Origin of the sequence: Falsiroseomonas stagni DSM 19981 (assembly GCF_900114315.1) — a bacterium.
Taxonomy (GTDB): Bacteria; Pseudomonadota; Alphaproteobacteria; order Acetobacterales; family Acetobacteraceae; genus Falsiroseomonas; species Falsiroseomonas stagni.
In genome coordinates, this window is sequence record NZ_FOSQ01000019.1 from 1 (window position 1) to 20,302 (window position 20,302).

Here is a 20,302-nt window from a genome sequence, read left to right on the forward strand (position 1 = left end):
AGGTTCATCAACCACTCAACACAGCAAGGCATCTCAGCCCTACCGCATCCAGCGATCCTTACCCGCCCAACTCATACACTGACCATAAACTTCCATCCGGCCACCCTTCCCCCCGTTCCACCACCACCCCGCACCGCTCTCGCGACACAAAGCAGAAGCAGCAGGAAGCCAAAAGGCAACCATACTATCTTCCCTCAACAGATACACAGCTTGAATGAACAACCGAGACAAACCCGAACCCGATCCCCTCTCAGGGCACCAGGTCCTGCCTGTCTCGAAACCGCCTCCGGGGCGGGCCAGAGAAGCTAGCGGAAGTTCCGCCGGTCTTCAAGGCCACCTCGTCGTCGGTGGGCGCTTTCTATCCGCCACACCCCAAACTGTCAAACTGGCCGGACATTGCGCCCAAAGACCTGCCAAACCCACAGAACTCCTGGCCTCGCCATGCAAATGAGGCATCGCGGCAGGCCCCTCCCCTCGCCAACCCGCCGACTTATCCACAGAAATCGCGCGGGATACTGATGCCAGCGGCGTTGCGGCCAGACCGCGCATCAGCTGGCGCGACGGCGCCATGGCAGTGGCCGGGACGTTCTGCCCAAGCGGACGGGCACGCGCACTACCCAGGCAGCCGGCCGGCCACGCATCACCGGCACATACCTGCCAGATCAGGGAATGCCGACGGCTCCCGCTCTCAAGTCGCTGCCAAGCTCTGACGAAGCCGCTGAATGGCCCCCGGCAGGCCCCGGACGCGCAGGACGCGTCCGGTCTCGTCGTAATCCTCCGACAGGACCCTGGCGCTCTCATACACCTCGCCGATCAAAGCCTGCCTGGCATAGGGGACTACCAGGACCTCCTCGACCATCGCGGCTTCGAAGAAGGCGATGATCGACAGCCGCAGGCCGCTGACGTCCTCCGGCCGATGCGCTGAAAGCTGGATCGCGTCGGGGTAGCGCTCGGACAAGGCGGCCCGGGCCGCGGCGTCCAACCGGTCCACCTTGTTCAGGATGAGGCGGGATGGAACCGCGTCGGCGCCGATCTCCCGCAGCACGCTCCGGCTGACATCCAATTGCGCGTCAGCAGTCGGGTCCGATGCATCGACGACATAAAGAAGAAGGGATGCTTCCAGCGCCTCCGCCAAAGTGGAGCGGAAGGACGCGACCAGGTCGTGCGGCAGTTGCTTGATGAAACCCACCGTGTCGGACACCAGCACCCGCGGCCGCGTTTCGGGTTGAAGGACGCGGACCGTCGTATCGAGTGTCGCGAAGAGCTTGTCCTGTACCAGCACCTCGCTGCCTGTCAGGGCACGCATCAAGGAAGATTTTCCCGCATTCGTATAACCGACCAGGGCAACGCGCAGCTGGTCACGCCGGGCGGCGCGCCGGTTGTCGCTGTCTCGCTGCACCGCCTCCAACTGGCCCTTCAGCTCGGCCAGCCGATCCCGGATCTTGCGCCGATCAAGGTCGAGCGTGCTTTCGCCAGCGCCCGGCCCCTGCTGCCGCCCGCCGCCGCCCGAGGATTCACGCAGCCGCGGTGCCACGTATTTCAGGCGCGCCATCTCGACCTGGAGCTTCGCTTCCCGCGTATTCGCATGGCGGTGGAAGATCTCGACGATCACGCCGGTCCGGTCGAGCACCTGGGCACCGGTGGCCCGCTCCAGGTTGCGGATCTGGCTGGGGGACAGTTCATGGTCGACGATCACGAACTCAGGCCTTGGCGCCGCATCGCCGGCGGCCTCCTCTCGTGCCGGCGCCCCGCCCGCCTCCTCGAAGCGCTGCCGCGCCTTGGATTTCGGCCGCACGGCCATGCTGGCGACTTCGCCGGTCCCCCCGGTGATGGCCGCCAGTTCGGCCAGCTTGCCGCTCCCGAGCACCGCGGCCGCGCCGGTGCCCTCCCGCCGCTGAGACACGCTGCCGATGACCTCGTAGCCCAGCGTCTTCACCAGCCGCCCCAACTCCTCGAGGCTGCCGGCATGGGCGACATCGTCCACCTCCGGTGTCTGGATGCCGACAAGAACGGCGCGCGGGGTCGGGGGCTTGGTGTCCATGGGCGAAGCCTAGCACGGATCGGCCGGATGGATGATCCCGGCGCCGGCACTCCTCCCCAACGACCGGCCGCGCCCCGCCTTCAGCGCGTGGCGGTCAGTCCGGACAGGGCCTGCCGCGCGCCATCGCGGACCAGCAGGGCCAGGGCATTCCCGATGTCGACCGCCAGCGCCGGGTGGCCGGCCACGTCCGAACCGAAGATACCGGTGAGGTCCAGCAAGCGCCTGGCGACGTCCTGGGGCTGATCCAGGCCGGCGGCGCTGGCGGCACGCAAGGCCGGCAGCATCGGGTCACGCAGGTCGATCGGCGCTCCGCGCTCATCGATGCCCATCACGTAGCGCATCCAGCCGGCCACGGCGATGATGAGGCAGGGGGCCGGCCGGCCTTCCGCAAGGGCGTGGCGCAGCGGGCCGAGCAGACGCTGGGGCAGCTTCTGCGACCCGTCCATGGCGATCTGCCAGGTCCGGTGCCGCAGGGCCCGGTTCCGGAACCGGGCCAGCAGCCTCCCTGCATGATCGGCCAGCACCACACCAGGCGGCGCCGGCACGCTGGGTGCGATCTCGTCCCACAGCATCGCCAGGTAGCGTGCGAAGACCGGGTCGCTCGCCGCCTCCGCCACCGTCTCATGCCCGGCGAGGTAGCCGAGATAGGCCAGCGCCGAATGGGCGCCGTTGAGCATTCGCAGCTTCATCAACTCGAACGGCGCGACATCCCGCGCGAACTGGGCGCCGGCGATCGCCCAGTCGGGCCGGCCGAGGGGGAAGTGATCCTCGATCACCCATTGGCTGAACCCCTCCCCCACCACCGGCCAGGCATCCTCGGCGCCCAGCGCCGCCGCGATGCGCGCGCGATCCTCCGCCGTGGTCGCCGGCACGATGCGGTCGACCATCGTGGAAGGAAAGGCGACCGCGTCCCCGATCCAGGTCCCGAGCCCGGGATCGCGCAGGGCGCAGAGCCGGGTCACGACGCGGCGAACTGTCTCGCCATTCGCCGGCAGATTGTCGCAGCAGAGAACCGTGAAGGGCGGGATCCCCTCGGCGCGCCGCCGCCGCAAGGCTTCCACGAGGATGCCCGGCGCCGATCGCGGCGCGGTCGGGTGGAGAAGGTCATGCCTGATGTCCGCTTGCGCCTCGTCCAGCGAACCCGTCGACGGGTCGTGGCAATATCCCTTTTCCGTCACCGTCAGGCTGACGATGCGGATGCCGGGATCGACCATGGCCTGCAGCAAGGCTCCCGGGTCTTCCGGCGCGACAATCAGGCCGCGGAGCGCGCCGACGACCTGCAACGCCTCCCGCTCATCCTCCCGCGTCGCCACGGTGTAGAGGCCATCCTGGGGCGCGAGCGCGTCCCGCGTCTCCGCGCTGCGCAGGCTGGCCGCCACGATGCCCCAGTCGCGCGCGCCCGCGTTCAGGACGGCTTCCGTCATCACCGCCTGGTGCGCGCGGTGGAAGGCACCGAGCCCCAGATGCAGGATGCCGGGCCGGATGCCGGCACGATCATAGCGAGGCCGCGCGACGGATTCGGGCAGGGCGGCCAGCACCGCATCGGACAGGCGCGGCATCATGCGGCGCGGTAGCCCAGGCCCGCGATCACGCCCCGAAGCTCCGCGAGGCCGCGCAGGCGGCCGATCAGCGTGTAGCCGGGATGCGTGCGCCGCCCGGCATCGGAGAGCAGCACATGCCCATGGTCGGGCCGGAAGGGCAGGTCGGCATCGCCGCGCCCCGCCGCCCGACGTCGCGCCGCTTCCTCCAGGAAGGCCGCGATCACGGCCGGCATGTCGACATCGCCCCCCAGATGATCCGCCTCATGGAAGGACCCATCCGCTTCCTTCGTCACGTTGCGCAGATGCAGGAAGGCGGTGTGCGGCGCGAATTCGCGCGCCATTGCCGGCACGTCGTTCGCGACCCCGGCCCCCAGGGAGCCGGTGCAGAAGGTGATGCCATTCGCCCGGGACGGCACCATGGCCACCAGATCCGCCAAATCCTGGCGGTTGGACACGATGCGCGGCAGCCCGAAGATCGGCCGGGGCGGATCATCGGGATGCATGCAGAGTGCGATCCCCGCCTCCTCCGCCACCGGCACCACTTCCCGGAGGAAGCGCGCCAAGTGGGACTTCAGCGCCGCCGCATCGATGCCGCGATAGCTCTCCAGCATCCGGCGCATGCCAGGAATATCGTAGCGGTCATAGGCCCCCGGCAGCCCGGCCATGATGGCGTTCAGCAGCGTGGCCTGCTCGGCATCCCCGGCACGGGCCAGCCAGTCCCGCGCGACGGCGATGACGGCGGGGGGGTGGTCCGCCTCCGCGCCCGGGCGCCGCAGCATCAGCACATCGAAGGCCGCCTGGCGCACGGCGTCGAAGCGCAAAGCCACGGCACCGGTCGGCATGGGGTAGGCGAGGTCCGTGCGCGTCCAGTCCACCACCGGCATGAAGTTGTAGCAGACCGTGCGGATGCCGCAGCGACCCAGGTTGCGCAGCGATTCCCGGTAATTCGCGAAGATGCGGCCAAGGTCGCCGCTGCCGCGCTTCACATCCTCATGCACCGGCAGGCTTTCCACGACGGACCAGCGAAGCCCGGCGGCCGCGATCATCGCCTGGCGCGCACGGATCGCTTCCTCTGGCCACACCTCGCCATAGGGGATCTCGTGCAGTGCGGTGACGATGCCGGTCGCGCCGGTCTGGCGGATCTCCTCCAGCCGGATGTCGTCCAGCGGTCCGAACCAGCGCCAGGTCTCTTCCATGATCGGCGCCCTCCTCAGGCGAAGCTCAACTGCACCTTCATGGACCGGCGGCGGTCCGCGGCGAGTTCGAAGGCCGCCACGGCCTCGGCCAGCGGGCGCGTCTCGGTGATCAGCGGGCGCACATCGATCTCCCGCGTGCCGATCAGGCGGGCCGCGACCTCGAATTCCGGGTGGAAGCGGAAGGTGCCGACCAGGCGGAGTTCCTTCGCGACCACCACGTTCATCGGCACGTCGAAGGCGCCGCCGACGCCGACCTGCACGATGGTGCCGCGCGGCCGGACGCAGGCGATGGCCTGGGCCAGGGCGCGGGGGTTGCCGCTGCATTCGAAGGCGATGTCGAAGCGGCCCTTGGCCGCCTCCTCCGCCGCCAGCGCATCCTTGTCCGCGGCGACATTCACCGCCCTGGCGGCGCCGAGCTGCCGGGCCAGGGAAAGCGGTTCGTCGACAACCTCCGTCACCGTCACCTCGCCAGCGCCGGCATGACGAAGCGCCAGCAGGACCACGCCGCCGATCGGCCCGAAGCCGGTGACGAGCACACGCTTGCCGCGCACCTCCCCGGCCTGCGCCACGGCATGCAGCGCGACCGCCAGCGGCTCGCTCATCGCCGCCTCCCCGATGGAGACGGTGTCGCCCACCTTCACGCATTGCCGCGCGAAGGCGACCAGGCGGCGGCGGAACCCACCCTGGACATGGGGCATCCGCATCGCGCTGCCCCAGAACCGCATCTCCAGGCAATGCTGCGGCTCGGCGCGCGCGCAGTACTCGCATTCACCACAGGGGTTGGACGGGCTGACCGCCACGCGGTCCCCCTCCCGCAGCCCTTCCACCCCCGCGCCGAGCGCGGCGATCGTGCCCGCCACCTCATGCCCGAGGATGATCGGCTGTCGCACCCGCACCGTCCCGAAGCCGCCATCGAGGAAGTAGTGCAGGTCCGACCCGCAGATGCCGCCGGCGCCGATGTCGAGCAGCACCTCCCCCGGCCCCGGCGCAGCCAGTTCAACCGCCTCCACGCGCAAATCGCGCTGGGCGTGCAGCACGCAGGCTTCGGTCGTCGTCATCGCAGGGTCCTCAATTGTAGAACAGGCGCGGCAGCCACAGCGAGATCTCGGGGATCGCCGTCACCAGCGCCAGCACCACCAAGTTTGACAGAAGAAAGGGCCAGATGGCGACCGTGATCTCCCACAGCGAGATGCGGCCTATGCTGGCGCAGATGAACAGGCAGACGCCCACCGGCGGCGTCGCGAGGCCGATCATCAGGTTGAGCACCGCGAAGGTGGCGAAATGGATGGGGTCGATCCCCACCTGGATCGCCACCGCGAGCAGCGGCGGGAAGAGGATGATCAGCGCGGCGATGGTTTCCATGAACATGCCGACGATGATGAGCAGGATGTTCATCATCAGCATGACGGCCCATTTCTCGGTGGAGATGGACGTCATCACCCCGATCAGCGCCTGCGGCACACGCTCGGCGGCCAGGATCCAGCCGAAGACATTGGCGAAGCCCACCAGCACCATGATGGCAGCGCCGGAAATCGCGCTGTCGATGATGAGCTTCGGCAGGTCCCGCCAGCCGAGTTCTCGATAGATGAACAGCCCGACCACGGCGGCATAGAGCACGGCGATGACGGCGGCTTCGGTCGGCGTGAAGAAGCCACCGACGATGCCGAACAGCACCAGCATCATCATGCCCATGGCCCAGACGGCATCCTTGCCGGACAGCCAGACCTCGCCCCAGCCGCGCCAGGGCTCCCGCGGATGGTTGTATTTCACGGCCAGGATATAGGCCGGCACCATCATGCCGAGGCCGAGGAGGATGCCGGGAATCGCCCCGGCCAGGAACATCTGCCCGACCGAGATGCCGGTAAGGGAACCCACGATGATCATCGGCACGGAAGGCGGAATGATCGGCCCCACGACGGCGGAGGCCGCGGTCACGGCCGCAGCATAGGGCACGGTGTAGCCCACGCGCTTCATGCCGGGGATCAGCACCGCCCCCTGGCTGGCCGCGTCCGCGGCCGCGGTGCCGGAAATGCCGGCGAAGATCATGGACCCAACGATGTTGGTCTGCGCCAGGCCGCCGCGGAAATGCCCGACGAAGCTGTTGGAGAAGCGCAGGATGCGGTCGGTGATGCCGCCGCCATTCATCAGGTTGCCGGCCAGGACGAAGGCGGGGATGGACAGCAGCACGAAGCTGTCCATGCCCGAGAACATCTTCTGCGGGATGACCTCCAGCGGGATGTCGCCGGCCAGCAGATAGACCAGGGAGGAGAAGCCGAGCACCACCGCCACCGGCATGCCGGCCAGCAGCGCGGCCAGGAAGGCGACCCCCAGCAGGATCAACGGGTCCATCTCAATGCGCCTCCAGCCCATTGTCCTGCCGCACCTCGGGCGCCAGGCCCGCCAGCACGCGCAGCATCCGCTCCACCGCCGCCACGATCAGCGCCACGGGCGCGATCAGCACCGACAGGTGCACCCAGAACATGTTCCACAGCAGCGCCGGAGAGGTCTGCAGCGACCCGATATCGACGAAGGACCAGGAGGGCGACAGCAGCATCAGGCCGAAGCCCACCATGACGAGGCAGGACGCGACCTCCACCACGATCTTCGCGCGCTTCGGCAGCAGCATGGTCAGCAAGTCGACGCCCACCAGATCGCCCGAACGAAGGGCGAGGCCGATCCCGAAGGCGGCGCAGAACAGCAGTGCGAAGCGCGACAGTTCCTCCGTCCAGATCGGCGGGTTGGGCAACAGCAGGCGGGAGATGACCTGCAGCACCACCGCCACCAGCAGAACGCTGAAGCACAGGCCGACCAGGAGCCTGAGGACCCGGTGAAAGCGATCAAGCGATGTCAGGATCATGGGCTGCCTCCGCGCCTCTCCCGCGCCATGGCACGGGAGAGTGGGTCAGGGTGGAAGGCGATCAGGCCCGGATGGCCATGATCTGCTCAAGCAGCGGCCGGGCCTCCGCCCGCACGCTGCCGATGGCGGCCGGGCGTGCCCTGGCGGCAAAGGCGGCCTGGTCGCTATCGACGAAGGTCATTCCCTTCGCCTTCAGATCGGCCTCCAGGCTGCGCTCATCCTCGACGAACAGCGTGCGCTCGAAGGCCTGCGCGCGGCGCACCGCCTCGGCGACGATGTCGCGGTCCGCGGCGGAAAGCCCCTGCCAGCGGCGTTCGCTGATGGCCACGTAGATCCAGCTCCACACATGCTCCGTGCGATTCACGAAGCGCTGCACCTCGTTGAAGTTGGCGCCGCGGATCAGGGCCAGCGGATTCTCCTGCCCGTCGATCGTGCCGTTCTGGAGCGAGGTGAAGACCTCGCCGAAGGCCATCGGTGTCGGGCGCGCCCCCAGCGCCTGCCAGACCGCGACGAAGACCGGCACATTCGGCACGCGCAGCCTGAGGCCGTTGAGTTCCTCCGGCGTGCGAATGGCGCGGTTGGCGGTCAGGTTGCGCGGCCCGCGGGCGAAATAGCCCAGCGGCCGGACGCGGGCGCGGGAGACGATCTCGGCGTTGATCTGCTGCCCGATCGGGCCGGCCGCCACCACATCCATCTGCTGGATCGACGTGACGGCGTAGGGCACGGCGAGAAGGGAGGCCAGCGGCGCCCAGTTCTGCAGGCTCTCCCCCGTGATGGTCATGTCGGCGGTGCCGAGCTGCATGCCGTTGATGACATCCATCTCGCGGCCCAGCGTCTCGTTCGGGAAGACCTGGACGTCGATCCTGCCGTTCGACAGCGCCCGCGCCTGCTCCGCCAGGTGCAGGCAGGCGCGGTGCCAGACATTCTGGTCATTGGCCAGGTGGCCGAGACGCAGCGTCACGCGCCCCTGCGCGAAGCCGGGGCTGGCGAGGCCAGGCGCCGCCAGTGCTGCCGCGGTGGCCGCGATGAGTGTCCTGCGATTCATGATGGTTCCCTCCGGGTTGATGCCGCGCGGCGTCAGGCGGCGGTGCGCGCCGCACGGTCGTCGCGCGGCACGAAGTAGTCGGGGTGGGCTTCGGCGATCTTCGGCAGGCTCGACAGGATCTCCCGCAGGTGTCGCCGCATCGCGGCCTCGGCGGCGGGGGCGTCACCCGCGGCGATGGCGCCGACGATGGCGCGGTGCTGGCCGATGATGTCGGCCATCGGCGTCGCCCCTTCGAAGGACAGGAAGCGGACGCGATCCATCTGCGCCTTGATCCCCTCCAGCACGCTCCAGGCGAAATCGCGCCCGATGCCTTGCGCCAGGCCGCGATGGAAGGCCTCGTCCAGCCGCAGGAAGCCGACGCCATCCCCGGCTTCGGCCGCCTTCTCCTGCTCCGCGATCAGGGCCGCCAGGCGCGCCGCGAGCCCGGCCGGGCGCGTCTCGGCCGCCTCATGCACCACCGCGGCCTCGACCGCCTCGCGCACGAAGCGGGCGTTGACCACCTCCTCCATCGAGATGCGCAGCACCTGGGTGCCGCGCTGCGGCCGGATGCCCACCAGCCCCGCTTCCTGCAGCTTGATGAAGGCCTCCCGCACGGGCTGGCGGCTGACGCCGAAGCGGCGGGCGATATCCGCCTCGGAGATCAGGGTGCCGGGCGGCAGGTCCGTCCTGACGATCGCCTCCCGCAGCGCGCGCATGACCTGGGGCGCGATGGCCTCCTGGGGGTCGATGCCGTGCGCCAGGTCGGTCACGGGCAGCAAGCCCCACCCGCGGCCGGGCCTGCCCGACGGAGGCAGGCTGGGACGGGGAAAACCTCCCGTTGTCGCATGGCGCATTCCCTCCGGGGCTGCCCTCTGGCAGCCTTCACCATTCTAGTATGGCAGTATGGCAGCGATGCGCAAGGCCATTCGGCGTCCGGCGCGGCGTCCCGCAGGCCACCACGCCGGCGTTCGACGAAAGGGCCGGCCCGCACCGCCAGGATCGGGCGGCGCGGCCCGGCCTGCCGGTTCTACTGCACCGTGATGCCGCGCAGCAGCACCGCCTTCTGCTCGATGTCCTGCTGGAGGCGGCGGTTGAAGTCGGCCGCGTTCAGGAAGAAGTTGGCGGGCTGCGAGGCATTGCGCGCGGCGCTGCGATAGCTCTCGGTCTGCGCCGCGGCGGCGCAGGCCGCCTCGATCCGCGCGATGCGCTCATCGGGCGTGCCCGTGGGCGCGAAGAGGCCGCCGAAGCTGGCCGGCGCCACGTCGAAGCCCTGCTCCATCGCGGTCGCCGCATCCGGGAAGTCGGGATGGCGCTGCGCGTCGAACACGGCAAGGATGCGCACATCGTTCCGCCCGGCGGCCGAACCCAGCACGATCGAGCCGATATCGAGCCTACCGGCCAGCACTTCCGTTATCACCGAGGCATCGGCGCGGAAGGGCACGTGCTCCACGTCCACACTGGCGGCCTGCGCCCATTGCACCATCGCGAGATGGGGGATGGAGGTGACGCCGAGCGTGCCATAGGTGATCTGGCTCGGTCGTGCCCGCGCCGCCGCCTGCACGTCGCGCAGCGTGCGGAACGGGCTGTCCGGCCTGACGACCAGCGCCATGGAGTTGCTGAACACCTGGCAGATCGGGCGGAAGGAATTGCGCTGCAGCCCCGACTGCGCCTGGATGACCGGCAATACGGAGGCGACGAGAGCCGGCACGAAGAGCAGCGTATAGCCATCCGCCGTCGACCGCGCGACGGAGGCCGAGCCGACGGCACCGGCCGCGCCATCGCGGTTCAGCACCACGGCGGACTGGCCGAGATGCGGCTGCATGGCCGCGGCCAGGGCGCGCACCAGCAGGTCGATCGCATTGCCCGGGGGATAGGGGATGACGATCTGGACGGGGCGGCTGGGGTAGGCTTCCTGGGCGCGCGCCACCGCGGGCAGCGCGAGGGCGGCCGCAGCGGCGGCCAGGCTTCGACGGGTCAGCATATCTGCTTGTTTCCCTGTGGTTGGGCGATCTCGGACGTCGGACCGGCGGCGCTTCCACGCCGCCGGGAAGGATGGGCCTGCCTCAGCCGGTCGGCATCAGCTTGGACGGGTCGGACCCCACGCGCCCCGCCGGCACCAGCTTCGAGGGGTCAGAGCCCACCCGGCCGCCGGTGCCGTCCACATCCCGCGACATGGTGAAGTCGTAGCGGATGCTGGGGACGCCCTTCACCGGCGCATCCGGCAGATCGAGCGACGGCATGATGACCAGCGACTTCGACACGCCGAAGACGGTGTCGCTGTCGACATGCTTGTCGTCGGCGAAATACAGCGCCGTCACCAGTTCGCGATAGCCGGGGGCGGCGATCAGGGTGTGGATATGGGCGGGGCGGAAGCCGTGCCGCGCCTGGCGCTTCACCAGATCGCCGACCGGGCCATCCATCGGGATGGAGTAGCCGAGCGGCCGGAAGGTCCGGAAATGGAAGCGGCCTTCCTCGTCGCACTGCAACTGGCCGCGCATGTCCATCATCGTCGGGTCATAGGCCTGCAGGTCGTAGTGGCCGTCCTCATTGGTCTGCCACACATCCATCACGGCGTGGGGCACCGGCTTGCCGTCCGAATCCGTCACCTGCCCGTAGATGATGATGTCCGATCCCTTGGACACATTGGCCAGCGTGCCGCCGAGCGGGATCTTGGGCGCGCTCTCGCGGAAGAAGGGGCCGAGCAGGCTGGTCTCGGTGCCCGCCGCTTCGCGGCCACCGGCATCGTGCATCACGTTCACCAGGCGCGACAGGCCGATCACGTCCGACAGAAGGATGAATTCCTGCCGGTAGGGCGTGCAGGCTTGGCCGACCGCCGTCATGAAGGCGATGCCCTTCAGCCACTCATCCGGCGTCAGGTTCACTTCGCGCGCGAAGGCATGAAGGTGCCGCACCGCGGCCTCCATGATCTCCTTCAGCCGGGGATCGGGTGTCGTCGCCATCTGCTCGATGACCGCGTCGGTCACGTCATTGACGTTGAGATCCTGCACTGCTTCCTCCTGTCGCCTGCGCCGGGGCGGCGCGGAAATTGGCCTTCTGGTCCAGGCATCCGCCGCGTGCATCGCATGGCGGCAGCCTGGTGTCAGCCCATTCGGGCCGGTGTCGGCTGGGCTAGGTTCACATAGCCGCCGAGTGCGGGTCCCGGCGTGCCGCGCCGCATCGGCAGGCACGAGTCGGGAAAATCCTGGCGGAAGGTGGCGCCGGCATCGCGCAGGCGCCCCAGGAAAGCGTCAAGGTGTCGCATTGCACCATTCGGCAGGTCGTGCAGCACCAGGACGGGCCGCGGCGCCGGCAGGCATCCCGCCATCGCCGCCTCCGGCCAGCCATCCGGATCGCGCCAATCGCCGGGCACCACACTCCAGGTGACGACGGTGTTTCCACGGGCGATCAGCAGGTCCCGCGCCGCTTCGCTCAACAGATGCGGCCCCAGCCGGCCACCGCCCCCCACTGGCCGGAAGAGCCGGTCGGGGTGCGACAGCGGCCCGAGTTCCGCCTCCGTGCGCCCGATCTCCGCCTCGGCATGGCCCGCGTCCTGCCGGTCACCCAGGGGCCCGGCATGGGTCCAGGTGTGGTTGCCGATCCAGTGGCCCTCGTCCCGCGCACGCTCGGCCAGCGCGCGCCGGGCGGGGTCGTGCAGCTTCTGGCCGATGACGAAGAAAGTGGCGCGCACGCCACGATGGCGCAGCACATCGAGGACCTCGGGCGTGGCCTCGGGCTCCGGCCCGTTGTCGAAACTGAGGGTGACTTCCGGTCCGGCCATGGGGCCCTAGGCCTCATCCACCCGGGCGAAAGGCGACAGGGCTCCAGCATGGCCCACGCGACATGTCCCCCTGGCAATCGCGAACCGGGCGGCGACCGGCGGAACGGCGATGCACAGCCGGCCTTCAAAGCCCGTGCCTGCCCCCTGCCCGCGCGACCAGTCGCCCATGCCGCCCCTTCCCAGCCGGGCCTGTTTTCCCGACAAAACCATCGATAGGCTCGTTTCACCGACTTGTCGAGCCGGGATGGGCACGCCATGGTGCGCGGACCATGACCACGATGGCCGCCGATACCGACCGCCCAGCCTCGCCCGACACGCAGGCGACGGCCGTCTATCGACGCTTGCGTTCCGACATCCTCGAAGGCCGTCTCTCACCGGGGGTGCGGCTGAAGGTGCAGCAATTGTCGTCGGCCTATGGCGCAGGCCAGGCGCCACTGCGCGAAGCGCTCGCCCAGCTGGCCGCGGAGGGCCTGGCCCGGCGCATCGAACAGCGCGGCTTCCGCGTCGCCGATGCCGATCCGGCGGAGTTCACCGGCCTCATCCGCACGCGCTGCCTGGTGGAGGCCACCGCCCTGCGCGAAGCGATCGCCCATGGCGACGCCGCCTGGGAAGATGCGGTGGCCGCGGCGGAACGCCGGCTGTTGCGCCTGCCACGCTCCCTGGAGGCCGATCGGTTCGTGCCCAACCCGGCCTGGGAGGTTGCGCATCGCACCTTCCACGCCGTGCTCCTCTCCGCCTGCGACGCGCCGCCGCTGCTGGCCTTCTGCCAAAAGCTGCGGGAGGAAGCGGACCGCTATCGCGCCCTGGCGAATGCCGTCGCCTATCCCGGCCGCGACGTGGCCGTCGAGCATGCCGCCATCGCCGAGGCGGCGCTGGACCGGCATGCGGACCGCGCCGCCACCCTGCTGGCGCAGCACCTCGCCAGCACCGGCGAATTCGTGCGCCTGGCGCTGGAGCGTCGCGCGGCGCTGGCGGCTGAATAGCCGGGCTTCCAACGCCACCATCGGCCGGAGGCCGTCACACTGCGGCGGCCCTGCGCTCGGCCCCGAAAGCCCCTCGTCAGGCGCCGCGACGATCGCCCCCCCTCCCCGCCCGCCGGGCAGCGCGCCTCAGGATGCCGGCCGCGTGGTCGGCAGACCCAGCGTGACGGCCCAGCACGCCGCGAGCATCGCGGCGGAACCGGCGAGGCAGGCGGGCAGGCCGCCAGACCCGTACAGGAGCCCCGACAGCAGAATGCCGCCGAAGCGGCCCGTCGCATTGGCAGCGTAGTAGAAGCCGACATCCTCCGCCGCCTTCTCCGACCCCGCATAGGCCAGCACCAGGTAGGAATGGAGGGAGGAATTCACCGCGAAGACGAAGCCGAACAGCGCAAGCCCGGCGACCACCACCAGCGCCGGCGCCGTGACGCCGGCCAGCAGGGCGCCCGTCAGCGCCAGCGGCACCAGCGCGAGCAGCAGTGACCATAGCCGCGCCGCCGGCACCTCGGTCGACAGGCCGTCAGCACTGCGGCGCACGAGCGCCGGGGCAGCCGCCTGCATGATCCCGTAGCCGATGGTCCAGAGCGCGAGAAACCCGCCCACCATCGTGAAGGTCCAGCCGGCGGCGTAGAGGAAGACCGGCAGCCCCACCACGAGCCAGACGTCCCGCGCCCCGAACAGGAAGATTCGCGCGGCGGCCAGCAGGTTCACCCCGCGATTCCGGGCGAACAACGCGCGCACCGACGTCGAGGCCTTCGCCTTGCCCATCAGCGGCGGCAGCGCGAGCAGGACACCGGCCAGGATCAGCGCAAGGCCCGCCGCCATGACCCAGAGGGCGCCGCGGAAACCCAGCACCTCCAGCAGCAATCCCCCGAGGAAGAAGCCGACGCCCTTCATTGCGTTCTTGCTGCCCGTGAAGAACGCCACCCACCGGAACAGCCGCCCTGGCGCATCGCCCGAGGTCAGCTTGATGGCCGATTTGCTGGCCGTCTTGGTCAGGTCCTTGGCGACGCCGCAGACACCCTGCGCCACCACGACCCAGGCGACCGAGACCGCCGCCGCCCAGTCCGGCGACATCGCAGACAGCATCAGAAAGCCGATGATCTGGGTGGCCAGCCCCACCGCCAGCATCCGCGCGATGCCGAACCGGGTCGCCAGCCAGCCGCCGATCAGGTTGGCGCCGATGCCCGCGGCTTCATAGAGCAGGAACAGGAAGGCCAGCGTGAAGGGCGAATAGCCCAGCCGGAAGAAGTGCAGCAGCACCAGCATGCGCAGCGCGCCATCCGTCAGCGTGAAGCCCCAATAGGCGGCCGTGACGATGGCGTAGTTGCGCGCGCCGGACGCGGCGGCCACGGAAGCATGGCTCCCCACCGCGTCAGATCCCGGTCTCTGCCATGTGGCAGGCCAGGTCGACCATGCGGCAGGCATACCCCATCTCATTATCGTACCAGGCATAGACCTTGAGCAGCGTGCCGTCGGTAACGAGCGTGCTCGGTGCGTCGACGATGGCACTGCGGGTGTCGCGGGCATAATCGGCGCTGACCAGCGGCCGGGCTTCGTACCCCAGGATGCCGGCGAGTGGCCCGGTGGCGGCCTCCCGGAACAGGGCGTTGACCTCCTCGGCACTCGTCTCCCGCTTCATCTCGAAGACGCAATCGGTGAGTGACGCGTTCAGCACCGGGGCGCGGACGGCGTGGCCGTTCAGCTTGCCCTTCAGTTCCGGATAGATCAGTGCGATGGCCGTCGCGCTGCCCGTCGTCGTGGGTTGCAGGGACAGCATCGCGGAGCGCGCCCGGCGCAGATCCTTGTGGGGCGCATCGACCACGACATTGGTGTTGGTGGGGTCATGGATGGTCGTGATCTGGCCATGCCGGATGCCGATGGCCTCATGCACCACCTTCACCACGGGGGCGAGGCAGTTGGTGGTGCAGGACGCCGCCGTGACGATGGGATGGCGCGCCGGATCGTAGAGCTGGTGGTTCACGCCGACCACGACGTTCAGCACGCTGTCCATCTTCACGGGCGCCGCCACGATCACCCGCTTCGCACCGCGCTTGAGATGTCCGCCGATCGTCTCCGGGTCCAGGAACCTGCCCGTGCATTCCAGCACGAGATCGACGCCGAGATCGCCCCAGGGAATCTCCGCGGGCTTCGCGTATTCGGAGAAACCAAGGCGCCGGTCGCCGATGCGGATGGCGTCGCCTTCCACCGCGATCGGCGCGCGCCAGCGGCCCTGCACGCTGTCGAATGCCAGCAGATGGGCGCTTGCCGCGGCGCCGCCCTTGATCTCGTTCAAGTGGACGACATCAAGCCGGTTGCCCCGACGCGGGTCATCTTCCTGACGTTCCGCCGCGCCCATCGCGGCGCGCAGCGCGAGCCGCCCGATGCGGCCCATGCCGGAGATGCCGACCCTCATGCCCGCGCCACCGCACCGGGCTGCGCCAGTTCATCCAGGCGCGCCTTCAGCGCCATCCGGTCCAGCGCGCCGAAGGGCAGGCTGGTGAGAATGCCGAGGCGCCGATGCAGCGCGGCATAGAGCTCGTTCAACAACGTCGCCCGTTCCGGCGGGCTGCCGCTGAACTTGGCGGGGTCGGGCAGCGGCCAGGCGGCGGTGATCACCGTCTCCCCGAAATCGGGGCAGACCTGGCCGGCCAGCGTGTCACAGAGGGCCACGACGAAATCCATGCGCGGCGCGCCGGGGCCGGTGAACTCGTCCCAGGATTTCGACCGCAGCGTGGACACGTCATGGCCCAGCGCCTTCAACTGCTGCAGCACCTCCGGCAGAGGCCCCTCCCCGGCGGGTGCCGAGCCGGCGCTAAAGGCGCGGAAGCGCCCCTGCCCGAGGCGGCCCAGGATCGCCTCCGCCAGGATGGAACGGGCGGCGTTGCGGGTACACAGGAACAGCACGTTGAACACGGGCGGCTGCATGCGGCCGGTCTCCCTTGTGGTGTCGAACAGACGGTTGAGATCGCCGCAGCGATCCGGCTCGCCGTCGCAGCAGGCCTCGGCGAGGAAGGCGACCAGCGCGCGCAGCGCCGCGATCTGCGGCGCATAGATCAGGCTGCGGCCAAGCCGCGTCGCGGCCACCAGCCCCGCCTGCTCCAGCGCCCGCAGGTGGAAGGACAGCGTCGAGGCTGGCACGCGGAGGCGCGCGGCGATGTCGCCGGCGGCGAGCCCGGACGGCCCTGACGCCAGCAGCACCCGCATCAGGTCAAGCCGGGTCACCTGACCGAGCGCCATGAAGCCCGAAGCGGCGCGTTCCATCTCCATGTTTCCAGTATGATCGAAACATGGTGGTCACGGCGTGAAGCTTGCGTGACACCACGGCGACCGGCGCGCCCACCGGGACGGCGTGGCGGCGAGGGCGCGCGCGATGTGGCGTTGGCGGAGCAGCCGCCTGGGAGTGCCAGCGGCCGAGGCTTCGCGACGGATACCCTGTGCCCGGCAGGGCCACACCTGCGGCGTCATGCCGCAGGCATGCCTTCCGCAAGACGTTCCCAGGGCGGAAAAGCCCGGCTAAACCGGCCCACCGGAAGCCTCAAGCAGTCCCTCCGCCGGCGGCGTTCTGACGCCGCCCCTGGGTCAGATCCCCGCCCGCGTCCGGAACCGGGGTGCGCCATGCGCGAAGCGGGACAGGGCGAAGGGCGCGGGGTCCACGATGCAGGGCGCGCCGGTGGCGAGATCCGCGGCCAGGCGTCCGGCGCCCGGGCCGATGCCGAAGCCATGGCCGCTGAAGCCCGCCGCCACGACGAGGCCCGGCAGCGCCGGCACGGGGCTGATCACCGGCACCGCATCCGGCGTGGAATCGATCCAGCCAGCCCAGATGCGCGCGGCCTGGATGCCGGCCAGCTCGGGATAGGCCGCCACGATCTCGCGCAGCGAAGGCTCGATGATCGACATCTTCGGCGCCGGGTCGAGCACGCGGATGCGTTCGAACACCGTCGGCGCCTCGAAGGACCAGCGGCCATGCCAGGCATCGGGGCCTTCGAAGAAGGACCGGCCCAGGCGCAGCTCCACCAGCTTCCAGTTGGCGCGCAGGCTCGGGAGGAAGTGGCGGGCGTAGCGGATGCCCGCGGGCGTCAGCTCCAGCCGCCCCCGCGCCTTGGCGGCGACGAGGTAGCCGCCATCCAGCAGCGGCGTCAGGATGAAGTCGGGCGTCAGCAGCGGGCCGGGGCTGACCTGCTTCGCCGGCGTGGTGGCGAAGACCGTGCTGTGGACGGAGGATTGCGGCATGTCGATGCCATGCCGCCGCAGGAACATGGAGGCCCAGGCCCCACCGGCCAGCACCACGGCCTGGCAGCGGATGCGCCCCTTCTCCGTGAAGACGCCGCTGATCCGCCCGCCGGTGGTGTCGAGCCCCCGCACCGCGCAGTGCTGGTGCAGGGACACGCCGCGCGCCCGGGCCGCGCGGGCCAGCGCCGGCGCCGCCATGGCGGGCTCCGCCCGGCCATCATGGGGGGAGACGACGCCGCCGATCCAATCCTGCTCATTCCCGGGCGTCAGGCGCTTCGCCTCCGCCGCATCGATGAGGCGCGCGGTGGGCTGGTAGGGCCGGGCCATGTCGAGCCAGGCCTCCCAGCCCGCGAGCTGCGCCGGATCCTTGGTGACATAGGTGAGGCCGGTGCGGCGGAAGCCCATATCGGCGCCGATCTCGGCCGGCAGGCTGTCCCACAGCCCCATGCTGTGCTGCATGAGCGGGATCTCCCGCTCATCGCGGTTCAGGACGCGGCACCAGCCCCAGTTGCGGCTGGATTGCTCCCCGGCGACGACGCCTTTTTCCAGCAGGGCGACGGAATGGCCTGCCTTCGCCGCCGCATAGGCCGCGGCGACGCCGATCATGCCCGCACCGATGACGACAAGGTCCACCGCCTCCGGCAGCGTGGCGTCGCTCTCCACCGTCTCCAGCAGCCGGGGGCCGGGCATCAGGCGGCGAGGCCCGGATAGGTGGCGCGCAGCCGCGCGAAGGCGCTTCGGATGGCGGCGGCGCCATCCGCGGCGGGTTCGCGCAGCATGGCGAAAAGCTGCGTCTTGACGAAGAAGCGCCAGTGGAAGGGAAGCTCGTTCATGATCGACGTCATCTCCGCATAGGCCTGATCTGTCCAGATGCGCTCATGCGCCAGGCGTTCCGGCCCGAAATCGAAATGGCCCACGATGGGCCGGCGCCGCGCACCCCGCAGCGCCGCCGTCGCGGCTTCATCCACCGCGCCGTCGCGCAGCACCACGCCGTAGTCCCGCGTGGCAGCCTCGGCAGAGAGGTAGCCGCGGCGGACATCCTGCGCGACGCGATCCACCTCCCGCTCCAGCGGGTCCCCGCGGCCACCGCCCCCGGGGGAGTGGATATGCAGCACATCGCCGGGGTCCATGGTGACGAGGTCGATGTTCCCCAGCACCTTCTGCCGGGGCGTGCCCGGGTTGAGCACGAAGTCGGAGGGCGCGCCCGCCTTGCCGCCCAGCGTGCCCCAGGGCCTGAACCGGCAGCGGTCCCGGTTGCGGGCGGTGACGCGGGAATTCGGCGCGAAGACCGTGAAATCCAGCGCCGTCGCCAGCCCCCCGCGCCAGCGCCCCGCGCCCCCGCTATCCCGCATCAGCCCGTAGCGGAGGATGCGGATCGGCACCTCGGTCTCCGTGATCTCGACCGGGGTGTTCTTGAGGTAGGCGCTGTCGGCGCCCGAGCCGTTCGTGCCATCGCGCGTGGGCATGCCGCCGCCGCCGCCGACGATGGGGTTGATGGCCGCCAGCACGCTGCGCCGCGTGCGGTTGTCCGTGGTCATGACATTGAGGATCGAGGAACTGCCGGCCGGCGCCGCCGGCATGCGTTCCGGCATGGCGAGGGAGAAGGCGCCGAAGATCAGGCTGCGCAGCCGCGCGCAGGTCAGGCTTCGCATGCCGACCGCGGCCGGGAAGACCGGGTTCAGGGCCGTGCCCTCGGGCACGATGCAGGTGAAGGGGCGCGTCAGGCCGGCATTCAGCATCAGATTCGGGTTCAGCGTGTAGAGGACATAATAGACCCCGACCAACAGCAGGGTATGCCGTGGATGGCTGCCTGTCGGCACATTCAATGCCGAAGTCAGCTGCGGATCCGTGCCGGTGAAGTCCAGGATCGCCTCATCGCCCTTGATCACCAGGCGCAGCGCCAGGCGCACCGGGTTGCCATCCGGCCCATCCTCGTCGCAGTAATCGGCGAAGCGGTATTCGCCATCGGGGATGGAGCGCAGCGCCTCCCTCGCCTGGTGCTCGGCATAATCCAGCAGCCCCGCGATGTTGCGGCGGAAGCCCTCCGGGCCGAATTTGCGGATCATCGCGCGCAGCTTGCGTTCGCCCGTATCCAGCGCGCCCCGGAAGGCCTTGAGGTCGCCGAGGTTCTGTTCGGGCTTGCGTACGTTCAGCAGCATGATGCGCAGCGCCTGGTCGTTCAGCTCCCCCCGCGCCACCATCTTCATGGGCGGGAAGCGGATGCCTTCCTGGTGCACTTCCGTGAGCGTCCGGGACAGGCTGGCGGGCACGGCGCCGCCCATGTCGGTGTTGTGGATATGGCCGCAGGCCCAGGCGAGGATCTCGCCATCCTCGAAGATCGGCTTCCACATGTGCAGGTCGGGGACATGGGTCGCCAGGAAGCCGCTATAGGGGTCGTTGGTGAAGCCGATATCGCCGGGCTCGTAGCCATCGATCATGCCGATCGCCGCACCGTAATCGATGCCGGGATACCAGGTGGCGCCGAAATCCATCGGCACGGCGGCAACCTGCCCGCCGGGTTCCAGGATCTGGACGGTGAAGTCCTCCGTCTCCTTCACGAAGGTCGAATGGGCGGTGCGGTACAGCGTATAGGCCATGTTCTCCGCCGCCGCGCGCGCGTGGTTGGAGAAGACCTGGAGCGTGACCTTGTCCATC

The 20,302-nt window shown here is 69.8% G+C and carries 17 protein-coding genes; 1 reads left to right on the forward strand and 16 read right to left on the reverse strand.

All coding sequences use genetic code 11. The annotated features are described in order from the left end of the window. Nucleotides 1–688 precede the first annotated feature (688 nt). The 11 genes from hflX to BM041_RS27315 form a co-directional block, all read right to left on the reverse strand. A complete protein-coding gene (gene hflX, locus BM041_RS27265) occupies nucleotides 689–2,041 on the reverse strand; it encodes a GTPase HflX (protein WP_092963084.1) in 1,353 nt (450 codons plus the stop codon). 80 nt (nucleotides 2,042–2,121) lie between these two features. Next, the gene (locus tag BM041_RS27270; RefSeq protein WP_217648859.1) at nucleotides 2,122–3,603 is read right to left on the reverse strand and encodes a mannitol dehydrogenase family protein; all 1,482 of its coding nucleotides are present in this window, start codon (nucleotides 3,601–3,603) and stop codon (nucleotides 2,122–2,124) included. Then, nucleotides 3,600–4,778 (reverse strand): mannonate dehydratase, encoded by a 1,179-nt coding sequence (gene uxuA / locus BM041_RS27275; RefSeq protein WP_092963085.1) that lies wholly within the window; start codon nucleotides 4,776–4,778, stop codon nucleotides 3,600–3,602. The genes BM041_RS27270 and uxuA overlap by 4 nt, the downstream gene beginning before the upstream one ends. Before the next feature lie 14 nt (nucleotides 4,779–4,792). Next, nucleotides 4,793–5,836 (reverse strand): L-idonate 5-dehydrogenase, encoded by a 1,044-nt coding sequence (locus tag BM041_RS27280; protein WP_092963086.1) that lies wholly within the window; start codon nucleotides 5,834–5,836, stop codon nucleotides 4,793–4,795. Nucleotides 5,837–5,846: 10 nt separating this feature from the next. After that, nucleotides 5,847–7,127, reverse strand: coding sequence for a TRAP transporter large permease (locus BM041_RS27285; RefSeq protein WP_092963087.1), 1,281 nt, complete (start codon nucleotides 7,125–7,127; stop codon nucleotides 5,847–5,849). A gap of 1 nt (nucleotide 7,128) precedes the next feature. Continuing rightward, nucleotides 7,129–7,635 carry a TRAP transporter small permease gene (locus BM041_RS27290; RefSeq protein ID WP_092963088.1) on the reverse strand — a complete coding sequence of 169 codons (507 nt, stop codon included), beginning with the start codon at nucleotides 7,633–7,635 and terminating at the stop codon, nucleotides 7,129–7,131. Nucleotides 7,636–7,696: 61 nt separating this feature from the next. Then, nucleotides 7,697–8,680 (reverse strand): TRAP transporter substrate-binding protein, encoded by a 984-nt coding sequence (locus BM041_RS27295; protein ID WP_092963089.1) that lies wholly within the window; start codon nucleotides 8,678–8,680, stop codon nucleotides 7,697–7,699. Nucleotides 8,681–8,712: 32 nt separating this feature from the next. Continuing rightward, nucleotides 8,713–9,429 carry a GntR family transcriptional regulator gene (locus tag BM041_RS27300; protein WP_245762289.1) on the reverse strand — a complete coding sequence of 239 codons (717 nt, stop codon included), beginning with the start codon at nucleotides 9,427–9,429 and terminating at the stop codon, nucleotides 8,713–8,715. Nucleotides 9,430–9,686: 257 nt separating this feature from the next. Then, nucleotides 9,687–10,640 carry a tripartite tricarboxylate transporter substrate binding protein gene (locus BM041_RS27305; protein ID WP_092963091.1) on the reverse strand — a complete coding sequence of 318 codons (954 nt, stop codon included), beginning with the start codon at nucleotides 10,638–10,640 and terminating at the stop codon, nucleotides 9,687–9,689. 82 nt (nucleotides 10,641–10,722) lie between these two features. Then, nucleotides 10,723–11,667 carry a dioxygenase family protein gene (locus tag BM041_RS27310; RefSeq protein WP_092963092.1) on the reverse strand — a complete coding sequence of 315 codons (945 nt, stop codon included), beginning with the start codon at nucleotides 11,665–11,667 and terminating at the stop codon, nucleotides 10,723–10,725. A 92-nt stretch (nucleotides 11,668–11,759) separates the two neighbouring features. After that, entirely contained in the window at nucleotides 11,760–12,437 is a 678-nt protein-coding gene (locus BM041_RS27315) for a polysaccharide deacetylase family protein (RefSeq protein ID WP_092963093.1), read from the reverse strand. Nucleotides 12,438–12,706: 269 nt separating this feature from the next. On the opposite strand from BM041_RS27315, the gene BM041_RS27320 reads away from it, so the two are divergent. Further along, the gene (locus BM041_RS27320) at nucleotides 12,707–13,420 is read left to right on the forward strand and encodes a GntR family transcriptional regulator (RefSeq protein WP_217648860.1); all 714 of its coding nucleotides are present in this window, start codon (nucleotides 12,707–12,709) and stop codon (nucleotides 13,418–13,420) included. A 126-nt stretch (nucleotides 13,421–13,546) separates the two neighbouring features. Here the strand turns inward: BM041_RS27320 and arsJ are convergent, their stop codons facing one another. The 5 genes from arsJ to BM041_RS27345 all read right to left on the reverse strand — a co-directional run bounded on the left by arsJ (nucleotide 13,547) and on the right by BM041_RS27345 (nucleotide 20,301). Then, nucleotides 13,547–14,767, reverse strand: a complete 1,221-nt coding sequence (gene arsJ, locus BM041_RS27325; RefSeq protein WP_245762290.1) for an organoarsenical effux MFS transporter ArsJ — start codon at nucleotides 14,765–14,767, stop codon at nucleotides 13,547–13,549. 22 nt (nucleotides 14,768–14,789) lie between these two features. Then, a complete protein-coding gene (locus tag BM041_RS27330; protein WP_092963095.1) occupies nucleotides 14,790–15,830 on the reverse strand; it encodes an ArsJ-associated glyceraldehyde-3-phosphate dehydrogenase in 1,041 nt (346 codons plus the stop codon). After that, nucleotides 15,827–16,678 carry a helix-turn-helix domain-containing protein gene (locus tag BM041_RS27335; RefSeq protein WP_245762291.1) on the reverse strand — a complete coding sequence of 284 codons (852 nt, stop codon included), beginning with the start codon at nucleotides 16,676–16,678 and terminating at the stop codon, nucleotides 15,827–15,829. The genes BM041_RS27330 and BM041_RS27335 overlap by 4 nt, the downstream gene beginning before the upstream one ends. Nucleotides 16,679–16,996: 318 nt before the next feature. After that, nucleotides 16,997–18,337, reverse strand: a complete 1,341-nt coding sequence (locus tag BM041_RS27340; RefSeq protein WP_092963097.1) for an NAD(P)/FAD-dependent oxidoreductase — start codon at nucleotides 18,335–18,337, stop codon at nucleotides 16,997–16,999. After that, a complete protein-coding gene (locus BM041_RS27345; protein ID WP_092963098.1) occupies nucleotides 18,337–20,301 on the reverse strand; it encodes a hydantoinase B/oxoprolinase family protein in 1,965 nt (654 codons plus the stop codon). The genes BM041_RS27340 and BM041_RS27345 overlap by 1 nt, the downstream gene beginning before the upstream one ends. Nucleotide 20,302: the final 1 nt, after the last annotated feature.